We start from the raw sequence: 21,105 nt of genomic DNA, 5'->3' as shown, positions 1-21,105 counted from the left end.
GCCGGAAGAAAACCCACAGAACAGCTGATCTTTCGCAACAGGCAGGAGCAGATCTGCTCCTGCCTGTTTTTTTTTCAGCCGGCACAGGGGAAAATTGCAATTCCAGGCAAAACAATGTACAATGGCGGTACTGCGCGGAAGGGACAGGAGGGACTCACTTGGAAGGATATCGGATTTTAATTGTGGAGGACGACGGCGTCATTGCCCGGGTGATGGAGGAGCATCTGAAAAGCTGGGGATACACGGTCCGCTGTGTTACGGATTTTGAGCACGTGCTGGAGGAGTTTGCCGCCTTTGATCCCCAGTTGGTGCTGATGGACATCTCCCTGCCCTTTTTCAACGGCTATCACTGGTGCGCGGAGCTGCGCAGGGTGTCCAAGGTGCCGGTGGTGTTTATCTCCTCCGCCTCCGACGACATGAACCTCATTATGGCGGTCAATATGGGAGGGGACGACTTTCTGCCCAAGCCCTTTGAGCTGCCGGTATTGACGGCAAAGGTGCAGGCGCTGCTGCGCCGTACCTACGACTTCGGCGCTCCGGCCCATGTGCTCAGCTGCGGAGGGGCGGTGCTGAATGTGTCGGACTCCTCGCTCAGCGCCGGGGGCAGACGGGTGGAGCTGACCCGCAACGAGCTACGGATATTGCAGCTGCTGATAGAGAACCGGGGCAGGATCGTCAGCCGGGAAACCCTGATGGTACGGCTGTGGGAGTCGGATGCCTTTGTGGATGAAAACACGCTGACGGTCAATATGACCCGGCTGCGGAAAAAATTGGGGAGCGCCGGCCTTTCGGACCTGATTCAGACCAAAAAGGGCGCCGGCTATCTGGTGGAGTGAGTATGCTGATTTCTTATATCAAGCGTCAGTACAAGCTGATTTTGATGCTGGCCCTGTTCGCCGTCGTGTTCGCGTCGGTCTTTGCCCTCTACGATCTGCAGGCGGAGGCGGTCTTTTACGCGGCCTCCCTGTGCCTGCTAATCGGGCTTGTGCTCTTCTTTGTGGGGTACCGGCGGTATCTGCGCACCCATCGGGAGCTCAAGCGGCTGCTGGCGAACGTGGAGGAGCTCTCCTTCTGCCTCCCACCGCCCCAGGGCGCGCTGGAGGCGGACTACCAGGCGCTGGTGCGCTCCCTCTGCCAGGACAGGGCCCGGATTGTAGCGGAGGGAGAGGACAGAAGCAAAGACATGCTGGACTATTTTACCCTCTGGGTCCACCAGATTAAGACGCCGGTGGCAGCCATGAGCCTGCTGCTCCAGACGGAGGAGGCCAGCCGGGAGGCGATGGGCGCGGAGCTTTTGAAGATCGAGCAGTACGTGGAGATGGTGCTGACCTATCTCCGGTTGGGCGGCGACTCCACGGACTATGTGCTGCGCCGGTGCAGTCTGGACGAGCTGGTCCGCGCCTGCGCGCGCCGGTATGCAAAGCTGTTTGTGCTCAAAAAGATATCCCTGCGTTTCGACGAGACGGGACGCAGCGTGCTCACGGATGAGAAGTGGCTCTCCTTTGTGGTGGGGCAGCTGCTCTCAAACGCCATCAAGTATACGCCGGAAGGCGGCGAGGTCCGGGTCTATGGAGACGGGCAGACGCTGGTGGTCTCGGACACGGGCATTGGAATCCGGGAGGAGGACCTGCCCCGTGTGTTTGAAAAGGGGTTTACAGGGCAAAATGGGCGGGCGGAGAAAAAATCCACCGGCATCGGGCTCTACCTCTGCCGGAGGATATTGGACAAGTTGGGCGGTTCCGTTTCCATCGTGTCCCGGCCGGGGAAGGGGACCATTGTCCGGGTGCTGCTGCCGGAGGGGAAGCAGGTTTTGGAGTAACCTTGCAAAAGTGTAAGATTGGGGGCCGGAGTGTAAGCCAAAGCGATGGCAGCACAGTCCGGCCCCATGCTATGATGGTCAGGAACAAAAGGAGGAGAACGATATGTCACTTTTGGAAGTCAGCCATCTGCGAAAAGTCTACACCACCCGCTTTGGCGGCAATCAGGTGGAGGCGCTGCGCAACGTAAATTTCTCCGTGGAAGACGGGGAGTACGTGGCCATCATGGGCGAGTCCGGCTCCGGCAAGACCACGCTGCTGAACATTCTGGCGGCCTTGGACCGGCCCACCTCCGGAGAGGTGTTTTTAAACGGCAAGGCGCTCTCGGACATCCGGGAGCGGGATATGGCAACCTTCCGCCGCAGCAACTTGGGCTTTGTGTTCCAGGACTTCAACCTGTTGGACACCTTTTCCATCCAGGACAACATCTTTCTGCCCTTGGTCCTGGCGGGCAAGGACTATGACCTGATGCAAAAAAAACTGGCCCCCATTGCCGAAAAGCTGGAGATCACGGAGATTCTCACCAAGTTCCCCTACGAGGTGTCCGGCGGCCAGAAGCAGCGCTCGGCCGTGGCCCGGGCTCTGATCACCGACCCCCAGATCATCTTGGCCGACGAGCCCACCGGCGCCCTGGACTCCAGGGCTTCGGACCACCTGCTGGACCTTTTGGGCCAGGTCAACGAGAGCGCTCAGACCATCCTCATGGTGACCCATTCCATCAAGGCGGCCAGCCACGCTAAAAGGGTGCTCTTTTTGCGAGACGGCGAGGTGTACCACCAGCTCTACCGGGGCGGCGAAAGCCAGGAGTCCCAGTTCCGGCGGATATCCGATACGCTGACGCTGCTGGCACAAGGCGGTGACCTCCATGCGTAAAAGCGGCTTTTATCCCCGTATGGCCGCGGTGAATCTGGCCCGGAACTGGCAATTTTACGGGCCCTACCTCTTCTCCTGCGGCGGTACGGCGGCCATGTTCTACATCCTGTGCTTTCTCACCTGGAACGATCTCATCGACTCGGTCCGGGGCGCGGCCTACCTTCAGTCCCTCATGTATCTTGGATGCATCATCGTGGCGCTCTTCGCGGCGGTGATCCTGCTCTACGCCAACAGCTTCGTGATGAAGTGCCGGCGGCGGGAATTAGGGCTTTACAACATCCTGGGCATGGAGAAGCGGCACATTGCCCGGGTGATGGTGTGGGAGACGCTGATGAGCGCCGCCGCGGCCATGGTGGGCGGACTGCTGGCCGGGATCGTGCTGTCCAAGCTGATTTTGCTGCTGCTTTTGAAGTTGGTGCGGATCCCGGTGGCCATGGGCTTTGAGATCAGCCTGCCGGGCATAGGATACACGGCGGCGCTCTTCGCGGCGCTGTTCCTTCTGACGCTGTTGAGCAACCTGTTCCGCCTGGGCCGTTCCCGCCCCATTGAGCTGCTCCACAGCACAAGCGTGGGTGAGCGAGAGCCCAAAACCAAGCGGCTGCTGACGTTTGTCGGCATCCTGAGCCTGGCCGGCGGGTACGGCATTGCCCTGAAGGTGCAGGATCCGGCGGAGGCGCTGGTCTTCTTTTTCGTGGCGGTGCTCCTGGTGATGTTAGGCACCTACTGCCTGTTCACCGCCGGCTCCATCGCCCTGCTCAAGCGGCTGCGGGCCAACCGGGCCTTCTATTACCAGACCAACCACTTCACCGCCGTGGCCGGCATGTTCTACCGCATGAAGCAAAACGCGGTGGGCCTTGCCAACATCTGTATTCTGGCCACCATGGTGCTGGTGACGGTCTCCTCCACCGTGTGCCTCTATCTTGGCATGGAGGATTCCCTTGACACCATGTTCCCCCACGATATTGAGGTGACGGAGCATCTGGCCGGCCAGGGAACGGACCCGGAGGGAACCTTTGCAAAAGTGCAGGAGGAGGTGGCCGCCTCAGGCCGGAAGGTGGAGTACCTGAGCTATGATACGCTCACCACCCTCAGAGGATGGCGCAGCGGCGGCACGGTGGAGTTTGCGGCCTCTGATGGGATTTTTACAGAGTTGGAGATTTTTACGGCCGATGAGTACGGCCGCCTGACCGGAGAAACCGTCTCCCTGAAGGAGGGAGAGGTGCTGGTCCACTCCACGGACCAGGCCCTGCCCGGGACTCTGAGCGTGGGCGGGCTCCCCTTTCAGGTCAAAGGCCGTCTGAAGGCTTTTACGGAGGAAACCAACGCTGCCGTGATCAGCAACATGGAGAACGTGGAGATGGTAGTGGCGGACGAGGCCGTGGTGGAGCGCCTGAAGGAGGCGGCGGGCGGCGGCTACACCGCATTTCGCATCCGCATGGACATCGACGGCACCGACGCGGAGAAGATCGCCTGCGCCAATGCCATACTGGGCGTTTCAGACGGCGCCTTCAGCCTTACCAGCCGCCAGGACAACGCCCTGGATATCTACACCATGTACGGCGGATTTTTGTTCTTGGGGCTGTTTTTAGGCCTGCTGTTCCTGATGACCACGGTTCTCATCATCTACTATAAGCAGGTCTCGGAGGGATACGAGGACCGGAAGCGGTTCGAGATCATGCAGCAGGTGGGTATGAGCCCCCGGGAGGTCCGCTCCTCCATCCGCAGCCAGATTCTCATTGTGTTCTTCCTGCCACTTGCCATGGCGGGACTCCACATTCTGGCGGCCTTCCCCATGATCTCCAAGCTGCTGCGTCTTTTTCAGCTCACCAACATCACGCTGTTCGCCCTGTGCACCGCCGGAACGCTGCTGGCCTTCTGCCTCATCTACGCGCTGGTTTACTGGGCCACGGCCAGGACCTATTACCGGATCGTGCAAAAGCCCGGGTTTTAATGAAAGTAATCAAAAAGGGAGGAGCGGATTACAGATGTAATCCGCTCCTCCCTTTTTGGGTTGGAAGTTAGTCCAGCGGCCCCATGGCCTGGCGCAGCGTGTCGGTCACAGCGCCCTCAAAGAGACGGGTGGCATGGCCGTGCAGCGTCTCCAGGCCGCCGGCCGCCAGATTGGCCGTCACCTTACCGCCCATGGACAGATCCATGTCCAGGATGAATTTGGTTTCACGATCCTCCGGCGCGCCGGGTTTGTTGTTTTTCACCATGCCGGGGCCTGCATGAATTTTGGCCCGGCAGCTGCTGTCCAGATTCAGCTCCAGCTCCACCGCGCACTTGGAGACCATCTGCTCGGCCACGTCCGATTCATCCAATGCGCTCAGGTAGGCGCGCTCAAAGAGGTCGGACCAGGGCGTGCCCTCCAACCCCAGGGCGCTGCGGGAGACGATGTTCACGTACCTGAGCCCGATCCGCTCAAAAAAGGCGGGCCGGTAGATGCGGATGAACTCCGCCAGGGGCTTGTCTAACCTGGAGGCAAACTCCCGCCAGGAGGTATAGTGCAGAGTGGACAGGGCGATGAAGCTCCGGGTCAGGTTGATCTTCCAGAGGCTGTCCGAGGAGACAAAGTTGTAGTTGACCACCGTGGGCGGCGTCTCCAACTTGGGCGCCGGCGTCCCGACGCCCACCACTCTGGGCGCCGGCGTCTCCTGCTTGGCGGCATAGAGGGGGAAGTCCTCCCGGATGGACTCCTGAAAATCCGCGGGCTCCACGTTGCCGATGGAGAGGATCGCGGGAAAACGAAGCTGACAGATCACCTCGCGCAGGGGAGAGCGGGCATACCGGCAGCTTTCACGGTCAGAAAACAGCATGGCGCATGGCTCCTTTGTTTGTTTTCTCCATTTTATCCCCGGGAGGGAAAAAAGTCAACGAGAGCCTACAGGTAGAACTGGTGGCAGCCGATGGTCTTCAGGTAGGTGCGGTTCTGGCGGATCCAGGTGCCCTGTGAAAGGGCGGGGGCGAAGAAGTAGAGACTGCCGCCTGCGGTGGAGCTGCCGCTGAGCACCAGCCTGGCCGCTGCCACGGACTGGGCCGTGGGGGCGTTGTACAGCGTGCCGTTGGAGAGTGGTTCAAACTGAACGCCGTTTTTGGTGTCGAACACCACCTCGCGTATGGTATTGGGGAACTGGTCGGAGGCCACCCGGTTGAGCACCACGTTGCCCACGGCAATCTGGCCCTCCAGAGGCTCGCCCTGGCTCTCGGCACTGATGATCCGGCTGAGCCAGTAGAGGTCCTCCTCCGTGTATTGAGAGGAGTCCTGGGACTTCAGCACGGCGCCGTCGCCGGACCAGGCCACGGAGGTGCCGCAGGCCGCGGCCAGAAGCCGGGCGGGGACATATGTACGGCCCTGAGTCAGAAAGGTCTGGGCCGTGCTCACATAGCGGCTGCCATTGAGTGTGACGGTGCCGCTGCCAATGGGAGCCGACAGCCTTGAGCCGCCGGAGGAGGCGACAGCGGAGCGGGAGGCGCTGTCCCAGGAGACTTCCCAGCCGCCCAGGGCATCCAGCGCCTCCCGGAGGGAGACATAGGTGGTTCCCTGACTGAAGTAGCCGCTGACGCGGCTGTCGTCCACCTGGACGTCCACCCGCTCCATGGCACTGGCGGTGCCGGTGAGCAGGGCCGCGGCCGCAAAGCCGCACAAGAGTGTTCGCATCATAGAGAAATTCCTCACTTTCCACAAATTGTGGCCGGCGGAGAGCGCCGGCGCCACAGTGCTTCCTGCTGGAAAGAAGCAGTCTGTTCTGGAAATGCATTATACGGGAAGGCAGGGAGTGGAAACAAGCTGTAAACCTTGGAAACAGAGGAAAAGAGCGGACGGAATGTGAATTCCGTCCGCTCTTGGATTGCCCGTTCCCCTGGGGGAGAGGGGTTACACGTAATTTTGCTGCAGCACGTCAAAGACGCCCCGGGTGGTCAGGCGCAGGGTGGGAATGACTGGCAGAGCCATAAAGCTCAGCGTCATGAAGGGGTCGATGTGGTGGGAGACACCAAGGGAGAAGGCCTTTTCCTTGGCGTCCTCCAAAGATGCGTTGACAGACACCAACGTGTCGCTGCTCATGATGCCGGCAATGTCCAGGCGCACCTCGCCCAGGACGGCTCCGCTGTCCATGACCGTGATGCCTCCGCCGATCTCCACGATCCGGTTCACCGCGTCGGCCATCTGCTGTTCGTCGGTGCCCACCACAATGATGTTGTGGGAGTCGTGGGAGACGCTGGTGGCCACCGCGCCCCTCTTGAGCCCATAGCCCTGGAGATAGCCGATGCCGATATGGTGGGTGTTCCTGTGGCGTTCCACCACGGCGATCTTCAAAATGTCGTACTCCACGTCGATGCGGTCGGAGTACCCGGCGTCCACCGTGGTAATCTCACCCGCCACCATACCCAAAATGCCTCTGGGCCGCTTTTCCGCGAAATCCTCCGCGATGAGGTGGGACACGTGGAAGGTGTCCGCGGCCCGCTTTTCAAGATAGGGGTCGATGGAGGGGATGGGGAAGTCCTTCAGCTGCCCGTCGCTGAACATCAGCTCGCCCTTTTTGTAGACCTGTTCAATGTGGAACTCCTTGAAACTGTCGATGATCACAAAGTCTCCCAAGTAGCCCGGCGCGATGGCGCCCCGGTTGTTGAGCAGGAAGTACCGGGCTGCGTTGTGACAGGCCACCTTGATGGCGGTGATGGGGTCCACGCCAAGGGAGATGGCCCGCTTGACAATGTAGTCGATATGGCCCTTTTCCAACAGGTCGCTTGGGTGCTTGTCGTCGGTGCAGAACATGCACCGCTCGGAATACTTGTCGCACAGCAGGGGGACCAGGGCCTCCAGGTTCCGGGCCGCGGTGCCCTCCCGGATCATGATGAACTGACCCCTTTCAAGCTTGGCGATGGCGTCGGCCAGGTCATGGCACTCATGGTCGGAATAGACGCCGGCGGCGATATAGGCGTTTAGGTCGTTGCCCTGAAGGTCCGGGGCGTGGCCGTCGATCTTCTTGTGATGGGCCTGGGCGGCCACAATCTTTTCCACCGGCTGCTCGTCGCCGTTGATGACGCCCACAAAGTTCATCATCTCCGCCAGGCCCTGGACCCTGGGGTGGTCGTAGAAGGAGTCGATGGCCCGGTAGTCCAAAATGGCGCCGGACTCATCCAGCGGCGTGGCCGGCACGCAGGAGGGCAGCATGAACCGAACGTCCACCGGCAGCTCCTCCGTGGCCTGCAGCATGTACTCAATGCCGTCCGTCCCCATGACGTTGGCAATCTCATGGGGATCGGTGATGACGGTGGTGGTGCCGTGGGGAAGCACCGCCCGGACGAATTCGCCGGGGGAGACCAGAGAGCTCTCAAGGTGGATGTGGGCGTCCAAAAACCCTGGACAGACGATCTTGCCGGTGACATCCACCTCCCGTTTGCCGGAGTAGTCGCCCATGCCCACGATCAGCCCCTCGGTGACGGCGATGTCAGCGGTGCACAGCTTGTTGGAAAAGACGTTCACATAGGTGGCGTTTTTCAGCACCAGGTCCGCCGGCTCCCGGCCTGCCGCCGCGTCGATGATCCGCTGCTTTTTTACCAGTTTGCGGTTGATTTTCCCTGCGTAGCTCTCCGGCATATGCTCAGCTCCTTTACATATTTAATATTATAAGATGTACTTATCTTGACTATTAAAACAATTTATGCCCCCTTGTTTAATTTGTTAGTATATCGCAAACGGGGCATATTGTCCATATGGTGCGAAGAAAATTTTTACTGTTGCAATAATCATAGATAAAACCGGCAAAGATTGGTATAATGCGATAAAAACCAGAGGAAAAAAGAAAGGAAGGCGAATTTTATGAATCCTAAGGCATATGCAAAGATGAACTACGGACTCTATCTCATCTCCGCCGCTGCGGAGGGCAAGCGCCAGGGCTGCATTGTCAGCTCCTTTGCCCAGGTGACCTCTTCCAACCCGGCCAAATTCACTGTGACGCTGAACCGGGATCACGAGACGTGCAAGGCGGTGGAGGCTGCGGGCAGCTTCTGTGTGACGCTGCTCTCTGAAAACTGCCCCACGGAGATAGTGGAGCACTTCGGCTACAAGTCCGGCCGGGTGGGCGACAAGTTCGACGGCTATGCCGTGGAGACTGATGCCGCGGGCAACCCCTATCTCAGCGAGCACATGGTCTCCCGGGTCAGCTGCCGTGTCACGGGAAAGATAGAGATTGGGAATTACGTGCTGTTTGTGGGCGAAGTCACGGAGGCGGAGCTCCTTGAAGGCGGCAAGGTGATGACCCTGGACGACTACAACAACGGGGGAAAACCCACACCGCCCTCCGCCACGGTCTACCGCACGGTGGAGATCAACGGCTACCGCTGCACCGTCTGCGGCTACGTATACGAAGGCGAGAGCCTGCCGGCGGATTTTGTCTGTCCCATCTGCCACGCGCCTGCGGAGAAATTTGTAAAAATAGAAAAGTGATGAAAAGAGGGCCCGTGCGTGAAGCACAGGCCCTCTTTTTGATTTACGCTACGCTGCAAAATCCCCCGGATCAGGCTTTGACGGTGCCGTCGGCGTTGAATACCGGCAGCGGCGCCAGAAATCTGATGTCGCTGCGGTTCTGGGCGTCGCCCTCCGCCAAAACGGCAATACGGCCGGCGACCGTGCCGCCGGAGAGCTCCACCAGCGCCTCCATGGCATGGAGAGAGCCGCCGGTGGAGATCACGTCATCCACCAGCAGAATCCGCTTGCCCCGGATCAGCTCCGCATCGTCCCGGCCTAAGAACAGCTTCTGGGTACCGGAGGTGGTGATGGAGTGGTCCTCCACATGGATGGGATCGGGCATATAGGCTTTGGGGCCTTTGCGGGCAATGAAATATTTTTGGGCGCCGGACTGGCGGGCCATCTCATGGATCAGGGGGATGCTCTTGGCCTCGGCGGTGAGCATATAGTCATAGCTCCCTTCCTCCGCAAGCTTTAAAAGCTCTCTGGCGCAGGCCACCGTCAGCTCCGCGTCGCCGAAAACAATAAAGGCGCCTATGTACAGCTCATCCGTAATTTTACAGATGGGCAGCTTGCGGTCCAGGCCCGCTATATGCATGGGATAATACTGCATGATAAAATCCTCCCTCACACATTTGCCGCGTTCTACCGGCGATATCAATTTAAGACCAGGGAACATTATACAGGGTCTGGCGGAAAAGTCAACAAAGCAGGGATATTTGTCAAAAAAGAAACAAAAATCGCAATAATTCCTGCAAATGCAAGATAAAATTCACCAAAATATGCATGGTATGAGGCTTTTGCATGTCAAATATCAAGGTGTGAAATGGACAACTTGCACAAAAAGAAGAGGAAATATTTTCGAAAAAAACAGGTTGTTTTCGTTCAATTCATGAGAAAAAGCACTTGTTTCTCTCACCTTTCAGTGTTAAAATGACGACAGTGATGGAAAGTAATTCCGTCATAATGCCTAAGAACGGAAAAAAATTAGGAGGCTGTTTGTTATGAATGCTTATCTGAGCAGAGTTCTCGAAGACGTAAAGACCAAAAACGCCAACGAGCCCGAGTTTCTGCAGACTGTGGAAGAGGTTCTGTCCTCTCTGGAGCCTGTGATCGAAGCCCATCCCGAGTATGAGAAGGCCGCGCTGCTGGAGCGCATCGTGGAGCCCGAGCGCACCATTGAGTTCCGTGTGACCTGGGAAGACGACAACCACGTTTGGCATGTCAACCGCGGCTATCGCGTGCAGTACAACGGCGCCCTGGGCCCCTACAAGGGCGGTATCCGCTTTGATCCCTCCGTCAACCTGTCCATCATCAAGTTCCTTGGCTTTGAGCAGGTCTTCAAGGATGCCATGACCGGTCTGCCCATCGGCGGCGCCAAGGGCGGCTCTGACTTTGATCCCCGCGGCAAGAGCGACGCCGAGGTCATGCGGTTCTGCCAGGCCTTCATCAGCGAGCTGTATCGCCACATCGGCCAGGACATCGACTGCCCCGCCGGCGATCTGGGCTGCGGCGGCCGTGAGATCGGCTACATGTACGGCCAGTACCGCCGTCTGGTGGGCGCTTCCGAGTTCGGAGCTCTCTCCGGCAAGGCTGTGTGCACCGGCGGTTCCATCCTGCGTCCCGAGGCCACTGGTTTCGGCGCCGTCTATTATCTGGTCGAGGCCCTTAAGCATGACGGTGAGGACATCAAGGGCAAGCGCATTGCCATGTCCGGCTACGGCAACGTGGGCTGGGGCATCATGAAGAAGGCCGCTGAACTGGGCGCCAAGGTCACCTATTTCGCCGGTCCCGACGGCTACATCCACGATCCCGATGGCGTCACCACCGAGGAGAAGCTGAACTACATCCTTGAGATGCGTGCCAAGGATCCCATGCACTGCCAGCCCTACGCCGAGAAGTTCGGCTGCGAGTTCGTGCCCGCCACCAAGTGCTGGGGCATCAAGGACGTGGACATCTACATGCCCGCCGCCACCCAGAACGATGTCAACCTTGACTGGGCCAAGAAGATCGCTGAGTCCGGCGTGAAGTACTACATCGAAGTGGCCAACATGCCCACCACCAACGAGGCTCTGGAGTTCCTGAAGGAGCAGAAGCACATGGTGGTCGCGCCCTCCAAGGCTGTCAATGCCGGCGGTGTGTCCGTGTCTGAGCTGGAGATGGCTCAGAACGCTGAGCGCCTGTACTGGACTGCCGAGGAAGTGGACGAGAAGCTCAAGGGCATCATGAAGAACATCTATCACTCCTCCGTCGAGGTCGCCGAGCGCTATGGCCTGGGTTACGACCTGGTTGCCGGCGCCAACATCGTGGGCTTCCAGAAGGTTGCCGACGCTATGATGGCTCAGGGCATTTTCTAAGGAAAAACTGCAAAGGAAGGGCGCGGCATATCAGCTGATATGCCGCGTCCTCTTTTTTACTTCGCCTGCTTCAGGTGAAGCGGGAGACCCGCGCCATGCCGCGCAGGTCTCCCTTTCCTGGGTTGAGAGACCTGTTTACAGGGACTTCTCGTAGGACTCGATCATCTTCTTGACCATCTGGCCGCCCACGCTGCCGGCCTCACGGGAGGTCAGGTCGCCGTTGTAGCCTTCCTTCAGGTTGACGCCAACCTCGGAAGCGGCCTCCATCTTGAACTTATCCATAGCGGCACGGGCCTCGGGAACGTTGAGCTTGTTGTTGTTCTTACTGGACATAATCGTAATCTCCTTTTGATTTATTGATTGTTGAAAGTTAGGCGATTTGGATATCGCAAGCATAGTTTGACTCGAACCGAAGCGAATATGCCGAAAATTTGACGGTAAATTTTTGAAGTGCGTGCAAACGCGGCTGCAGCCTTGCGCTTTGGCCGGGCGGATGCTATACTGATTCCACAGATTGCGCAGGGAGGGACGCCCATGAAAAAAACACTGCTGATCGCCGCCGCGCTGGTGCTGACGCTTGCGGCCGCAGCCGGATTGTACGCCGCGCAGTATCCCATCCGTGCGGATCAGAGCAACTTAGCCGAATACACCCGGCAGCGCATCAACCAAGGAAGGAGCGAGTCTTTTCCAGTCGGAAAGCAAATTAATCTATATGATTTTGTGGATATCGGGCGGGACCGGTTCGTATTGGTTGAAATCGACGAGTCACTGGGCCAGCTTTCGCTGCAAAGAGGGCTGACAGGGCAGTATCGACTGGGCTCCGTGGGCTATGGCGGCGGAAATTTCAGAGAACGGGTTGTGGAGAGCGGAGGCAAACAGTATTATTTGCTTGGCGGCAGAAATACAGATCTGGCCATCACAGAGATAGTTGTTTCCCTGGACGGCAGGGAATATTGCCTGGATATTCCGGAAAAGAAGCGCTTTTTTGTCTGTACGCAGATCGACAGCGCAATAGAGGAGACTCATTCTGATTTGGATGACATGAAATTTTTCGATAAAGACGGCAGGGACATCACGGACACTGTAAAGTGGAATTGAGAAACACGTGAACCGGAGGGACTCCTGTTTCCCATTAGTATCTCTATGGAAGAGAAGCTGTGGTAAACTCCTGTCGGAAAATGAAGGAAAGTGCGCGGGATGGCTGCGCGTCACATGAAACACAGATCCCCCGCCGAGCTGTTCGGCGGGGGATCTGTGTTTCAGCTATTCCGCCTCCCGCAGGCGCTCCACCACGGTGGAGCGGGCAACGGAGCGGTAGACCGCCAAAGGCACCACACAGCCCAAAACGGCAAAGAGGGGCATGAGCAGCAGGATGGGAAAGATGATAAACCGATAGGTGAAAAACCAGAACATGCTCTCCATGGCCGCGGACAGCAGCGGCCCCATGACCAGCGTCAGCAGCAGTGAGAAGAGCACGGAGCCAAGGGCGTAGAACAGGCCCTCATACACCAGCATCCGCTTGAGCTGCTTTCCGGTCATTCCGATGGACTGGAGTACGGCGAACTCACGCTTGCGGGTGATGATGCCGGTGAGCACGGCGTTGAAAAAGTTCAGCACGCCCACAAGGCCCACGATGAAGCTCAACGCGCCGCCCAACATCAAAAACATGGAGCGGAAGCTCTCAAACTCCCCCACATAGGTGGCCTTGCTCTCATAGTCGAACTGGGGGTTCTGATTTTCCGTATAATCCGCAAGGAAGGCTTCCATGGCGCTGTCCGCGCTGTCGTCCACAGCGTCAAAGGCATAGAACATCACCTTGTCGGTGCCGGTATCCTGGATGAAGGTCTGGTCGTTCAGAACGAATTCGTCGCTGCCGTAGTAGCGGTAGCTCAGGGTGCTGGGCACGCTGACCAGGGCCGCCACCTCGTAGTCCACGTCCCGGTAGCTGACCGCCCGGGCCTGCCAGGGCTGGTCTTCCGGAATATCGCCCTCGTACACCCCGCCGGTGAGTGGATTGTAATATTCGAACTCCTCCACATACCGCAGCGTGACGATGTCGCCCAATTTGGCCCAGTGGGAGTTCATCACCGGATTTCCGTAGTCGTCGTCTGTATAGACCGCGGCGATGAAGCGGGAACCCGGCTCGTAGAGCCTGGAGAGATCGCCCTCCAGCACGCTCAGATGATCGAGGGCAAAGCGCTCCATTCCGTAGAGCTGGGCGGTGTCCACCAACTTCCCGCCGTCGGAGCGCTCCATGTTCTCCACGATCAGATCCATATCCTCGGGACTGTTCCACTTATTCCAGATGCTGCGGTAGTAGTCCTCGTCCACAAACTCCTGGACCGCGGAGGTGCGGCCGTAGACCTTGCCGCCGTCCGCGACGCCTCCCTGGGCGGTAACGGTGTCGATGACCTCCTGGGGCACCGCCATGTCCACGTTGAACATATCGCCGCCTGTCTGGAAATATCCGGCGTCGCCCACAATGAAGTCCGCCACCATGCTGCGCAGGTATTTGTCCATGTCAAAGCCGCCTGTAAAGGTGGCGGTCATGTTCAGCAGCACAACCGCCAGGGAGAGGGAGAGGATCGTCACAACGGTTTTGCTGCGGCTGCGGCCCAAGTTGGCCCTGGCCATGGAGAAGAGGGACACGCCCCTGCCGGATTTCCTCAATTTGCGCTTGACGGATCCGCCCTCGGTGTAACGCACGGCCTCAATGGGGGAAACCCGGGCGGCCATGCGGCCGGGCTTGCGGCAGGAGAGCAGAACCGTCATCAGGGAGAAGAGCGCCGACGCCGCAAAGATCAGCGGATTCAGCGAAACCATGCTGACAATGCCGTTGAGCCGGGAGATGATGACCGGCGTCAGCCTGGCGCCCACCAGCCAGCCTAAAATGAGGCCGACGGGGATTCCGGCGGCGCTCAGAATCAGCGCCTGCTGGCGGATGATGCGGCGCAGCTGACGGGGCGTGGTGCCAATGGTCTTCAGCAGTCCGTAAAACCGGATGTCGTTGGTGACTGAGATCTGGAACACATTGTAGATGATGAGATAGCCGGTGAAGACGATCAGCGCAAGCACAGCCGCGATGGCAAGCACCGTGGCGGGGTCCATGTTGTCCGCCAACTGGGCGCCGGAATAGCCCCAGTTGACGCCGATGGAGATGAAGTTGTCCCCCTCGGCCCGGCTTTCGCTCTGATAGCCGTGATTTTGCAGAACTTCCTTCATGTCCCGGTCAATGTGCAGGGAGTTTTTGAACATCACGTCCAAGTTCCAGGTGCCGGAGTTGTCTTGAGAATTGTCCGGATCCACCCCCAGTTCGGAGAGGACCTCGTTCACCCGGCTTTCGGGGATCAGGATGTGGTTGGCCACAATGGCCTCGTCATAGTCCCACCAGCCGCAAAGGGTAAAGGTCTGGACGGTGGGCCTGCCGTCCACATAAAAGGTCACGGTAAACTCTGCGCCAAGCTCCGGCTCCACCCCAAGAAGCTCCAGCACATGGGTGTCGGTGGCCGCCTCGTCGGTACCCTCCTGGGGAAGACGGCCCTCCACCGGGTCGCAGTACATCCAGTGGGCCTGGGTTTCGTCGGAATAGCCCACCTCCACGTGGCTTTTGTTGAAGGGGATGTCCTTGGGCATGCCCAAAAAGCGGCGCAGGCCCCACTGCCTGATAAGCGGATCGTCCTTAAGGTCGCCGAACTGCTCTTCGCTCAGGTATTTGAAGGTGCCGTGGCTCCAGCCGCCGCACTGGCGGAAGTTGGACTGCTGGAACCCGTCGTTGATGGACATGGCGATGGTGAAGAGGGAAGTGAACAGCACCGTGGTCAGGGCAATGGCCGCAATAGCCACCAGGTTCCGGGTTTTGGCGGCTTTCATGGACCGGTTTCCAAGATGCCGGATGCACTTGCCGTTGGAGACGTTGACCATGCCGCTCACCCCTTCACCACAATGCGGCCGTCCTCGATGCGGACGATGCGGTCCGCCATCTGGGCCAGCTCTTCGTTGTGGGTGATCATGACGATGGTCTGGCTGAACTTCTGGCCCGTGACCTTCAAAAGGCCCATCACGTCCTGACTGGTGCGGGAGTCCAGGTTGCCGGTGGGCTCGTCGGCCAGGACAATGGCGGGCTTTGCCGCCAGGGCCCGGGCGATGGCCACCCGCTGCTGCTGCCCGCCGGAGAGATTGTTGGGCAGATTCTGAAGCTTGCTCTCCAGCCCTAAGATGTCGATGATCTGCCCCACGTACTCCTCGTCCGGCGCCTCGCCGTCCAGCTGGATGGGCAGGACGATGTTCTCCCGCACATTCAGCACCGGCACCAGATTGTAGTTCTGGAACACAAAGCCGATCTTCCGCCGGCGGAAGATGGTCAGCTCTTCATCCTTAAGAGCTGAAAGCTCCTTGCCGTCCACGGTGACGGTGCCGCCCGTGGGGCGGTCCAGTCCGCCAAGCATGTGGAGCAGGGTGGACTTGCCGGAGCCGGATGTACCCACCACGGCGACGAACTCGCCTTTTTCCACCCGCAGGTCCACACCGTCCAGGGCGTGGACCGCGGTCTCGCCGCTGCCGTAAATCTTGGTCAGGCCGTTTGTTTCCAATATGGTCATGCTTTTTACCTCCGATGATGGAAAGAGTCTGTATCACTACGATACAGACTCTACCACGGCATTCTTTCCACATTCTTTCTGAAATCTTACAGTTCTGCAAGATTTCAGGGGTCTCTTGGGAGAAACAGGGAGAATACGGACCCCTTCCCCGGAGCGGAGCAGGCCTTGATGTACCCGCCCTGACCCTGGGCGATCTGCCGGGCCAGATAGAGTCCCAGGCCGGTGCCCTCGACGCCGCTGGCGGCGCTGGAGCGATAGAACCGGCCAAAGACCTTAGGCAGCTCCTCTTCGCTGATGCCCATGCCTGTGTCCGCCACATCGACGCGGCAGAAGAGGGGATAGGAGGTGAGGCGGACCGTGACGGCGCCTCCGGGGGCGGTGTATTTTACCGCGTTGTCCAAGAGGTTGTAGAGGGCCTCCGCAGTCCACTTGGGGTCAAAGCAGGCTGTGTCCTCAGAGGGGTGCAGAGTCAGCTCAATACCCCTGGCCCGGGCTTTGGGCGCCGCCTGGGCCAGGGAGCGCTCCACTGTGGGCAGGATTGGCCCCGGGACCGGGCGGAGCGTCAGGATGCCGGTCTCCAGCCGGGAGACCTTCACCAGGGCGTCGATGAGAAAGCGGAGCTTTTCCGCCTGGGCGGTCAGGGCCTTCACACAGTCCCGTCCCTCGGCGTTCAGCTCCTGCTCGCAAAGCAGCTGGGCGTAGAGGAGGATGTTGGCGATCGGCGTTTTGGTCTGGTGGGAGATATCGCTGATCATGGATTTGATCTTGTCTTTTTCCGAGTACAGGTTCCGCGCGGACACAGCGGAGGCGGTGAGATAGTGGGCCAGCTTGGTCTCCACGGCGCTGAGGCGGCTTTCGTCAAAATCCCGCTCGATGAAAGAGCCGTCCATGGCCTGGCTCAGCATCCGGTCCATTTCGCTGAGAGTGCGGCGCAGGCGGAGGCGGTCATAGATCATCACGGCCGCCGCGGCCAGAATCGCTCCGGCGGCGGCAAAGAGCAATGCCTTATCCATTTCCGTTCACCGCCCAGGTATAGCCGATGCCGTAGACCGTCTTGATGTAGGCGGGCCTGGAGGGCACGTCCTCTAACTTGTCCCGGAGACGTTTTACCGTGACGGAGAGGGCGTTTTCATCCACATAGTCCGCGCCGTCGGTCCAGATGCGGTCCACTAACTGCTCGCGCCGCAGGGTCTGGCCCCGGTTTTCCACCAGCATCCGCAGCAGCTTTTGCTCCGTGCGGCTCAGCTCCACGGCTGTGCCGCCCTTTGAAAATTCCATCCGGTCAAAGTCAAACAAAAATTCATTCAGGCTCACCCTGTTTTCCGGATGGACCGTCCGGCGCAGCTGAGCGTTGACCCTGGCCCGGAGCACGGCCAGGGAAAAGGGCTTGGTGATGTAATCGTCGGCGCCCAACTCCAATCCGGCCACGATGTCGGTCTCAAGGTCGTTGGCCGTCAGCAGGATCACCGGCGTGGAGCCGCAGCGGCGCAGCTCCTGCAAAAAATCCAGCCCGCTGCCGTCGGGCAGGTTGATGTCCAGAATAATGAGCTCAAAGGACTGATTGGAGAGCTGCCGGCGCGCGGAGGACAGGTCGAAGCACTGGGTGAGGCCGGTGCCCTCTCCCTTCAGAGCGAGGCAGATACCGGCGCTGAGGGCGCGGTCGTCCTCTATCACCAGAAGTTGGTTCATAAAAGAGAGTCTCCTTTCCGGAACGGTCTGGTTTACAGTAGCACAGCCGGGCCGAATTTGCAAGAATCGGCCCATAGGTTGTTTCCTTTTTTCCATGGAATTTACAAAATAGCATAGCATGCGGTTGACACACATGCTACAATAGGGACTTGATGAAGATGGGCAGAACAAGCCGAGGAGGTGTGACATGCAGGCAGGCTTTGATCATTTGACCGCGCTGATCGCCGCCAATCCGGCGGTGGGGGAGTGGTATACCACCATTGTCCGGTTTCTCTTTCCGGTACTGGCTCTGCTGATCCTGATTCGGGCCATCCGGTCGCTGCTCCGCGTGCCCCACACACCGGAGACCTGGGCTCAGCTCTCCATGCCCAACGGCGCGCCGGCGATGCTGACCCATTGGGAGAATATCATCGGCCGCAACAGATTTGCCGATGTGGTGCTCAACTATCCCAGCATCTCCCGCCAGCACGCCGCGCTGATCCGCGACAAGGACGCGGTGTGGACCGTATATGACCTGGATTCCAAGGGCGGCACGCTGGTGAATGGGGAAAAGATCGAAGGCTCCGCCCAGGTGCGGGAAGGCGATACCATCACCTTGGGCGGTGTGCCGCTGATGCTGCTGCCCATCACGGCGGAGGAGAAGCAGGCACAGGCGGCCCATCGGAAGGCGGAGCGCCCGGCCACCATCTGGCCCTCCTTTTTGTGGCTGACGCTGTTCCAGGTGCTGACCTGCTTCCAGCTGATTGTCGCATCGGGCGAGCAGGCCACGGTGATGATCCCGGTGGTGTTTTTGTGCCTCATTGTGGTGATGTGGCTCTATTTTATTGTGATCCGACTGACGCGGTGCGTGGGCTTTGAGATGGAGACCATCGCCTTCTTCCTCTCCACGCTGTCCCTTTCTGTGACGGCTTCCTCGGCGCCTTCGGCGCTGCCCAAGCAGCTGATCGCCGTACTGCTGGGGCTGGGGCTTTTTTTGGTTTTGGGAATTTTCCTCCGGGACCTGAGTCGGGTGCAGAGGATCCGGTGGCTGATGGCGGCCGGCGCCATCGCCCTTTTGGGGATTACGCTGGTGTTGGGAAAGAGCAAGTACGGCGCCTCCAACTGGCTTGTGTTAGGCGGACTCTCCTTCCAGCCCTCGGAGATCGCGAAAATCTGCTACATCTTTGCCGGTTCGGCCACGCTGGACCGGCTGTTCCGCCGAAGAAACCTGGGGTTGTTCATCGTCCTCACCGGTGTTTGCATCGGGTGCCTTGGGCTGATGAGCGACTTTGGAACCGCCGCCATCTTCTTTGTGACCTTCCTTGTCATCGCATACCTGCGCTCCGGGGATTTTGCCACGCTGAGCCTGATCTGCGGCGGAGCGGTGTTCGGCGGCATCATCATTCTGGAGTTCAAGCCCTACATCCTGAACCGGTTTGCCGCCTGGGGCCATGCCTGGGAACAGGCCTCCGGCGCCGGCTTCCAGCAGACCCGCACCATGTCCGCCGCCGCGTCCGGCGGTTTGGTGGGCGTGGGCGCGGGCAACGGGTGGCTGCACAATGTGGCTGCGGCGGACACGGACCTGGTGTTCGGCATGCTGTGTGAGGAGTGGGGGCTGCTCATCGCCATTTTGGCGGTGCTGTCCATCATCACCCTGGCCGTTTTTGCCGCCCGGGCCTGCCGGGTGGGCAGGTCCAGCTTCTATACCATCGCCGCCTGCGCCGCTTCGTCGCTACTGGTGTTCCAGACCTGCCTCAATGTGTTCGGCTCCGTGGACCTGCTGCCGCTGACCGGCGTCACCTTTCCCTTTGTGTCCAACGGCGGCTCGGCCATGATGTCCGCCTGGGGGCTGATCGCCTTCCTGAAGGCCACCGATACAAGGGAGAACGCCAGCTTTGCCACCCGGTTCCTCTCGCCCCGCCAAAGCGTCGGAAAGGAGGCGCGCGCCGATGAAGAAGATTGAAAAGCGGGCTCTGGTCTGCTGGATTCTGGCTTTTTTGCTTCTTGCGGGCCTGTGCTTCTTCACCCTCCGCTGGTTTACCCGGGGCGGGGGATGGGCCTCCTCTGCCTTTAACCGCCACATCTATAACAATGCGGGCGTGCTCAAAAGCGGCACGATTCTGGATCGGGACGGCGACGTGCTGACCACCGCCGTGGACGGCCGGCGCACCTATTACGACAATGAGACCGTCCGCAAGGCCACGCTCCATGTGGTGGGCGACCTGTACGGCAACATCGGCACCGGCGCGCTCAGCGCCTTTGCCGACAAGCTCACAGGCTACAATTTTTTAAACGGCGCCTATTACGGGAACAAGGGGAACAACCTGTACCTGACCATCGACGCCCGGTACAACTACATCGCCTACAATGCCCTCAACGGGAAAAAGGGAGTGGTGGCGGTCTATAACTATGAGACGGGCGAGATTCTCTGCCTTGTTTCGGCGCCCTCCTATGATCCGCTGAACGTTCCATCGGACATCGACACAAACGAGCGTTACGACGGCGCGTACATCAACCGCTTTCTCTCCTCCACCTTTGTGCCCGGGTCGGTCTTCAAGACCGTGACCGCGGCGGCGGCCATCGAGCGGCTGCCGGATTTGTTCAGCCGGACCTTTACCTGCGAGGGCTCCGCCCAGGTGGGGGAGGGCGTGGTCACCTGTCCCCACGCCCACGGGACCATGGATATCTACGGGGCTCTTTCCAACTCCTGCAACATCGCCTTTGCCCGTCTGGCGGTGGAGATGGGCCCGGACGTCATGGAGCGGTATACGGAAAAGGCGGGGCTGACGGACTCCTACTCCGTCAACGGCCTGCCCTGTGCAAAAGGGAGCTTTTTCTTCCGGGATGCCACGGAGAACCAGTTGGGCTGGTCCGGAGTGGGTCAGCACAACGATCTGGTGAACCCCTGCTCCCTGATGGTCTATATGGGGGCCATTGCAAACGGGGGCAAGGCGGCGGTGCCCCGGATTCTCCTGAAAAGCACCACGGGCGGCGGCGTGCCCTCCTCGCTGCAGCTGACCCGGAAAACCGGTACGCTGATCCGCCCGGAGACGGCCGGGACGCTCTCCGAGATGATGCGCCGCAACGTGGAGCAGATTTACGGCACCAGCCGATTCCCCAATATGACCGTCTGTGCCAAGTCCGGCACCGCCGAGGTGGGCGGAGACGCCAATGCCAACGCCTGGTTTGCAGGTTTTTTGCAGGATGAGGATTTCCCCTATGCCTTTGTGGTGCTGGTGGAGAGTGGCGGCGGAGGAGCCTCCGTGGCGGGCACGGTGGCCGGCAAGGTGCTGGACGCCATGGTCAACGGATACTGAGAAAAA

18 protein-coding genes are annotated in these 21,105 nt (G+C 59.5%); 9 read left to right on the top strand and 9 right to left on the bottom strand.

Annotation, left to right across the window (positions count from 1 at the left end):
* Positions 1 to 158 precede the first annotated feature (158 nt).
* The 4 genes from KQI82_RS12065 (at position 159) to KQI82_RS12050 (ending at position 4,641) form a co-directional block, all read left to right on the top strand.
* Entirely contained in the window at positions 159 to 836 is a 678-nt protein-coding gene (locus KQI82_RS12065; protein ID WP_216632994.1) for a response regulator transcription factor, read from the top strand.
* Positions 837 to 838: 2 nt separating this feature from the next.
* Entirely contained in the window at positions 839 to 1,819 is a 981-nt protein-coding gene (locus KQI82_RS12060; protein WP_216632993.1) for a sensor histidine kinase, read from the top strand.
* 103 nt (positions 1,820 to 1,922) lie between these two features.
* Complete coding sequence (locus KQI82_RS12055; protein ID WP_216632992.1) at positions 1,923 to 2,690, top strand: ABC transporter ATP-binding protein; 768 nt, start codon at positions 1,923 to 1,925, stop codon at positions 2,688 to 2,690.
* On the top strand, positions 2,683 to 4,641 hold the full coding sequence (locus tag KQI82_RS12050) for an ABC transporter permease (protein ID WP_216632991.1): 1,959 nt from the start codon (positions 2,683 to 2,685) through the stop codon (positions 4,639 to 4,641). Before KQI82_RS12055 ends, KQI82_RS12050 begins: the two co-directional genes overlap by 8 nt.
* Before the next feature lie 67 nt (positions 4,642 to 4,708).
* Here KQI82_RS12050 and KQI82_RS12045 read toward each other — a convergent pair whose 3' ends face one another.
* The 3 genes from KQI82_RS12045 to ade all read right to left on the bottom strand — a co-directional run bounded on the left by KQI82_RS12045 (position 4,709) and on the right by ade (position 8,289).
* Positions 4,709 to 5,506, bottom strand: coding sequence for a TIGR04255 family protein (locus tag KQI82_RS12045; protein ID WP_216632990.1), 798 nt, complete (start codon positions 5,504 to 5,506; stop codon positions 4,709 to 4,711).
* Positions 5,507 to 5,571: 65 nt separating this feature from the next.
* Positions 5,572 to 6,351: a cell wall hydrolase gene (locus KQI82_RS12040; protein WP_216632989.1), complete on the bottom strand. Its 780-nt coding sequence runs from the start codon at positions 6,349 to 6,351 to the stop codon at positions 5,572 to 5,574.
* Between the two features lie 213 nt (positions 6,352 to 6,564).
* Positions 6,565 to 8,289, bottom strand: coding sequence for an adenine deaminase (ade, locus tag KQI82_RS12035; protein WP_216632988.1), 1,725 nt, complete (start codon positions 8,287 to 8,289; stop codon positions 6,565 to 6,567).
* A 222-nt stretch (positions 8,290 to 8,511) separates the two neighbouring features.
* Between ade and KQI82_RS12030 the strand changes: the two genes are divergently transcribed.
* Complete coding sequence (locus KQI82_RS12030) at positions 8,512 to 9,138, top strand: flavin reductase (protein WP_216632987.1); 627 nt, start codon at positions 8,512 to 8,514, stop codon at positions 9,136 to 9,138.
* 70 nt (positions 9,139 to 9,208) lie between these two features.
* Here KQI82_RS12030 and KQI82_RS12025 read toward each other — a convergent pair whose 3' ends face one another.
* A complete protein-coding gene (locus KQI82_RS12025; RefSeq protein WP_216632986.1) occupies positions 9,209 to 9,772 on the bottom strand; it encodes a phosphoribosyltransferase family protein in 564 nt (187 codons plus the stop codon).
* 391 nt (positions 9,773 to 10,163) lie between these two features.
* On the opposite strand from KQI82_RS12025, the gene gdhA reads away from it, so the two are divergent.
* Positions 10,164 to 11,516, top strand: a complete 1,353-nt coding sequence (gdhA, locus tag KQI82_RS12020) for an NADP-specific glutamate dehydrogenase (protein ID WP_216632985.1) — start codon at positions 10,164 to 10,166, stop codon at positions 11,514 to 11,516.
* 135 nt (positions 11,517 to 11,651) lie between these two features.
* Here gdhA and KQI82_RS12015 read toward each other — a convergent pair whose 3' ends face one another.
* Positions 11,652 to 11,849, bottom strand: a complete 198-nt coding sequence (locus KQI82_RS12015; RefSeq protein ID WP_187333554.1) for an alpha/beta-type small acid-soluble spore protein — start codon at positions 11,847 to 11,849, stop codon at positions 11,652 to 11,654.
* Between the two features lie 201 nt (positions 11,850 to 12,050).
* Between KQI82_RS12015 and KQI82_RS12010 the strand changes: the two genes are divergently transcribed.
* The gene (locus KQI82_RS12010; RefSeq protein ID WP_216632984.1) at positions 12,051 to 12,614 is read left to right on the top strand and encodes a hypothetical protein; all 564 of its coding nucleotides are present in this window, start codon (positions 12,051 to 12,053) and stop codon (positions 12,612 to 12,614) included.
* A 165-nt stretch (positions 12,615 to 12,779) separates the two neighbouring features.
* Here the strand turns inward: KQI82_RS12010 and KQI82_RS12005 are convergent, their stop codons facing one another.
* From KQI82_RS12005 to KQI82_RS11990, 4 genes are all read right to left on the bottom strand, one after another.
* Positions 12,780 to 15,437: an ABC transporter permease gene (locus tag KQI82_RS12005; protein ID WP_216632983.1), complete on the bottom strand. Its 2,658-nt coding sequence runs from the start codon at positions 15,435 to 15,437 to the stop codon at positions 12,780 to 12,782.
* Between the two features lie 5 nt (positions 15,438 to 15,442).
* Entirely contained in the window at positions 15,443 to 16,114 is a 672-nt protein-coding gene (locus tag KQI82_RS12000) for an ABC transporter ATP-binding protein (protein WP_216632982.1), read from the bottom strand.
* A 104-nt stretch (positions 16,115 to 16,218) separates the two neighbouring features.
* Positions 16,219 to 17,127 carry a sensor histidine kinase gene (locus tag KQI82_RS11995; protein ID WP_216632981.1) on the bottom strand — a complete coding sequence of 303 codons (909 nt, stop codon included), beginning with the start codon at positions 17,125 to 17,127 and terminating at the stop codon, positions 16,219 to 16,221.
* Positions 17,120 to 17,803, bottom strand: coding sequence for a response regulator transcription factor (locus KQI82_RS11990; protein ID WP_216632980.1), 684 nt, complete (start codon positions 17,801 to 17,803; stop codon positions 17,120 to 17,122). Before KQI82_RS11990 ends, KQI82_RS11995 begins: the two co-directional genes overlap by 8 nt.
* A 187-nt stretch (positions 17,804 to 17,990) precedes the next feature.
* On the opposite strand from KQI82_RS11990, the gene KQI82_RS11985 reads away from it, so the two are divergent.
* Together KQI82_RS11985 and KQI82_RS11980 are read left to right on the top strand one after the other, a co-directional pair.
* Complete coding sequence (locus KQI82_RS11985; RefSeq protein WP_216632979.1) at positions 17,991 to 19,745, top strand: FtsW/RodA/SpoVE family cell cycle protein; 1,755 nt, start codon at positions 17,991 to 17,993, stop codon at positions 19,743 to 19,745.
* Complete coding sequence (locus KQI82_RS11980; RefSeq protein ID WP_216632978.1) at positions 19,732 to 21,099, top strand: penicillin-binding transpeptidase domain-containing protein; 1,368 nt, start codon at positions 19,732 to 19,734, stop codon at positions 21,097 to 21,099. The genes KQI82_RS11985 and KQI82_RS11980 overlap by 14 nt, the downstream gene beginning before the upstream one ends.
* Positions 21,100 to 21,105: the final 6 nt, after the last annotated feature.

This window comes from Dysosmobacter acutus (assembly GCF_018919205.1).
GTDB classification, from domain to species: Bacteria; Bacillota; Clostridia; order Oscillospirales; family Oscillospiraceae; genus Oscillibacter; species Oscillibacter acutus.
Note: the sequence above shows the minus strand (reverse complement) of the source record. Positions and strands in the feature narration are given on the sequence as shown.

Bases quoted from the DNA above. Each gene is read 5' to 3' on its own strand.
- KQI82_RS12030 (WP_216632987.1), top strand. From the start codon at position 8,512: ATGAATCCTAAGGCATATGCAAAGATGAACTACGGACTCTATCTCATC.
- KQI82_RS12015 (WP_187333554.1), bottom strand. From the start codon at position 11,849: ATGTCCAGTAAGAACAACAACAAGCTCAACGTTCCCGAGGCCCGTGCC.
- KQI82_RS12060 (WP_216632993.1), top strand. From the start codon at position 839: ATGCTGATTTCTTATATCAAGCGTCAGTACAAGCTGATTTTGATGCTG.
- KQI82_RS12025 (WP_216632986.1), bottom strand. From the start codon at position 9,772: ATGCAGTATTATCCCATGCATATAGCGGGCCTGGACCGCAAGCTGCCC.
- KQI82_RS12005 (WP_216632983.1), bottom strand. From the start codon at position 15,437: ATGGTCAACGTCTCCAACGGCAAGTGCATCCGGCATCTTGGAAACCGG.
- KQI82_RS12045 (WP_216632990.1), bottom strand. From the start codon at position 5,506: ATGCTGTTTTCTGACCGTGAAAGCTGCCGGTATGCCCGCTCTCCCCTG.
- KQI82_RS12055 (WP_216632992.1), top strand. From the start codon at position 1,923: ATGTCACTTTTGGAAGTCAGCCATCTGCGAAAAGTCTACACCACCCGC.
- KQI82_RS12050 (WP_216632991.1), top strand. From the start codon at position 2,683: ATGCGTAAAAGCGGCTTTTATCCCCGTATGGCCGCGGTGAATCTGGCC.
- ade (WP_216632988.1), bottom strand. From the start codon at position 8,289: ATGCCGGAGAGCTACGCAGGGAAAATCAACCGCAAACTGGTAAAAAAG.
- KQI82_RS11990 (WP_216632980.1), bottom strand. From the start codon at position 17,803: ATGAACCAACTTCTGGTGATAGAGGACGACCGCGCCCTCAGCGCCGGT.
- KQI82_RS11985 (WP_216632979.1), top strand. From the start codon at position 17,991: ATGCAGGCAGGCTTTGATCATTTGACCGCGCTGATCGCCGCCAATCCG.
- KQI82_RS12000 (WP_216632982.1), bottom strand. From the start codon at position 16,114: ATGACCATATTGGAAACAAACGGCCTGACCAAGATTTACGGCAGCGGC.
- gdhA (WP_216632985.1), top strand. From the start codon at position 10,164: ATGAATGCTTATCTGAGCAGAGTTCTCGAAGACGTAAAGACCAAAAAC.
- KQI82_RS12010 (WP_216632984.1), top strand. From the start codon at position 12,051: ATGAAAAAAACACTGCTGATCGCCGCCGCGCTGGTGCTGACGCTTGCG.
- KQI82_RS11980 (WP_216632978.1), top strand. From the start codon at position 19,732: ATGAAGAAGATTGAAAAGCGGGCTCTGGTCTGCTGGATTCTGGCTTTT.
- KQI82_RS11995 (WP_216632981.1), bottom strand. From the start codon at position 17,127: ATGGATAAGGCATTGCTCTTTGCCGCCGCCGGAGCGATTCTGGCCGCG.
- KQI82_RS12040 (WP_216632989.1), bottom strand. From the start codon at position 6,351: ATGATGCGAACACTCTTGTGCGGCTTTGCGGCCGCGGCCCTGCTCACC.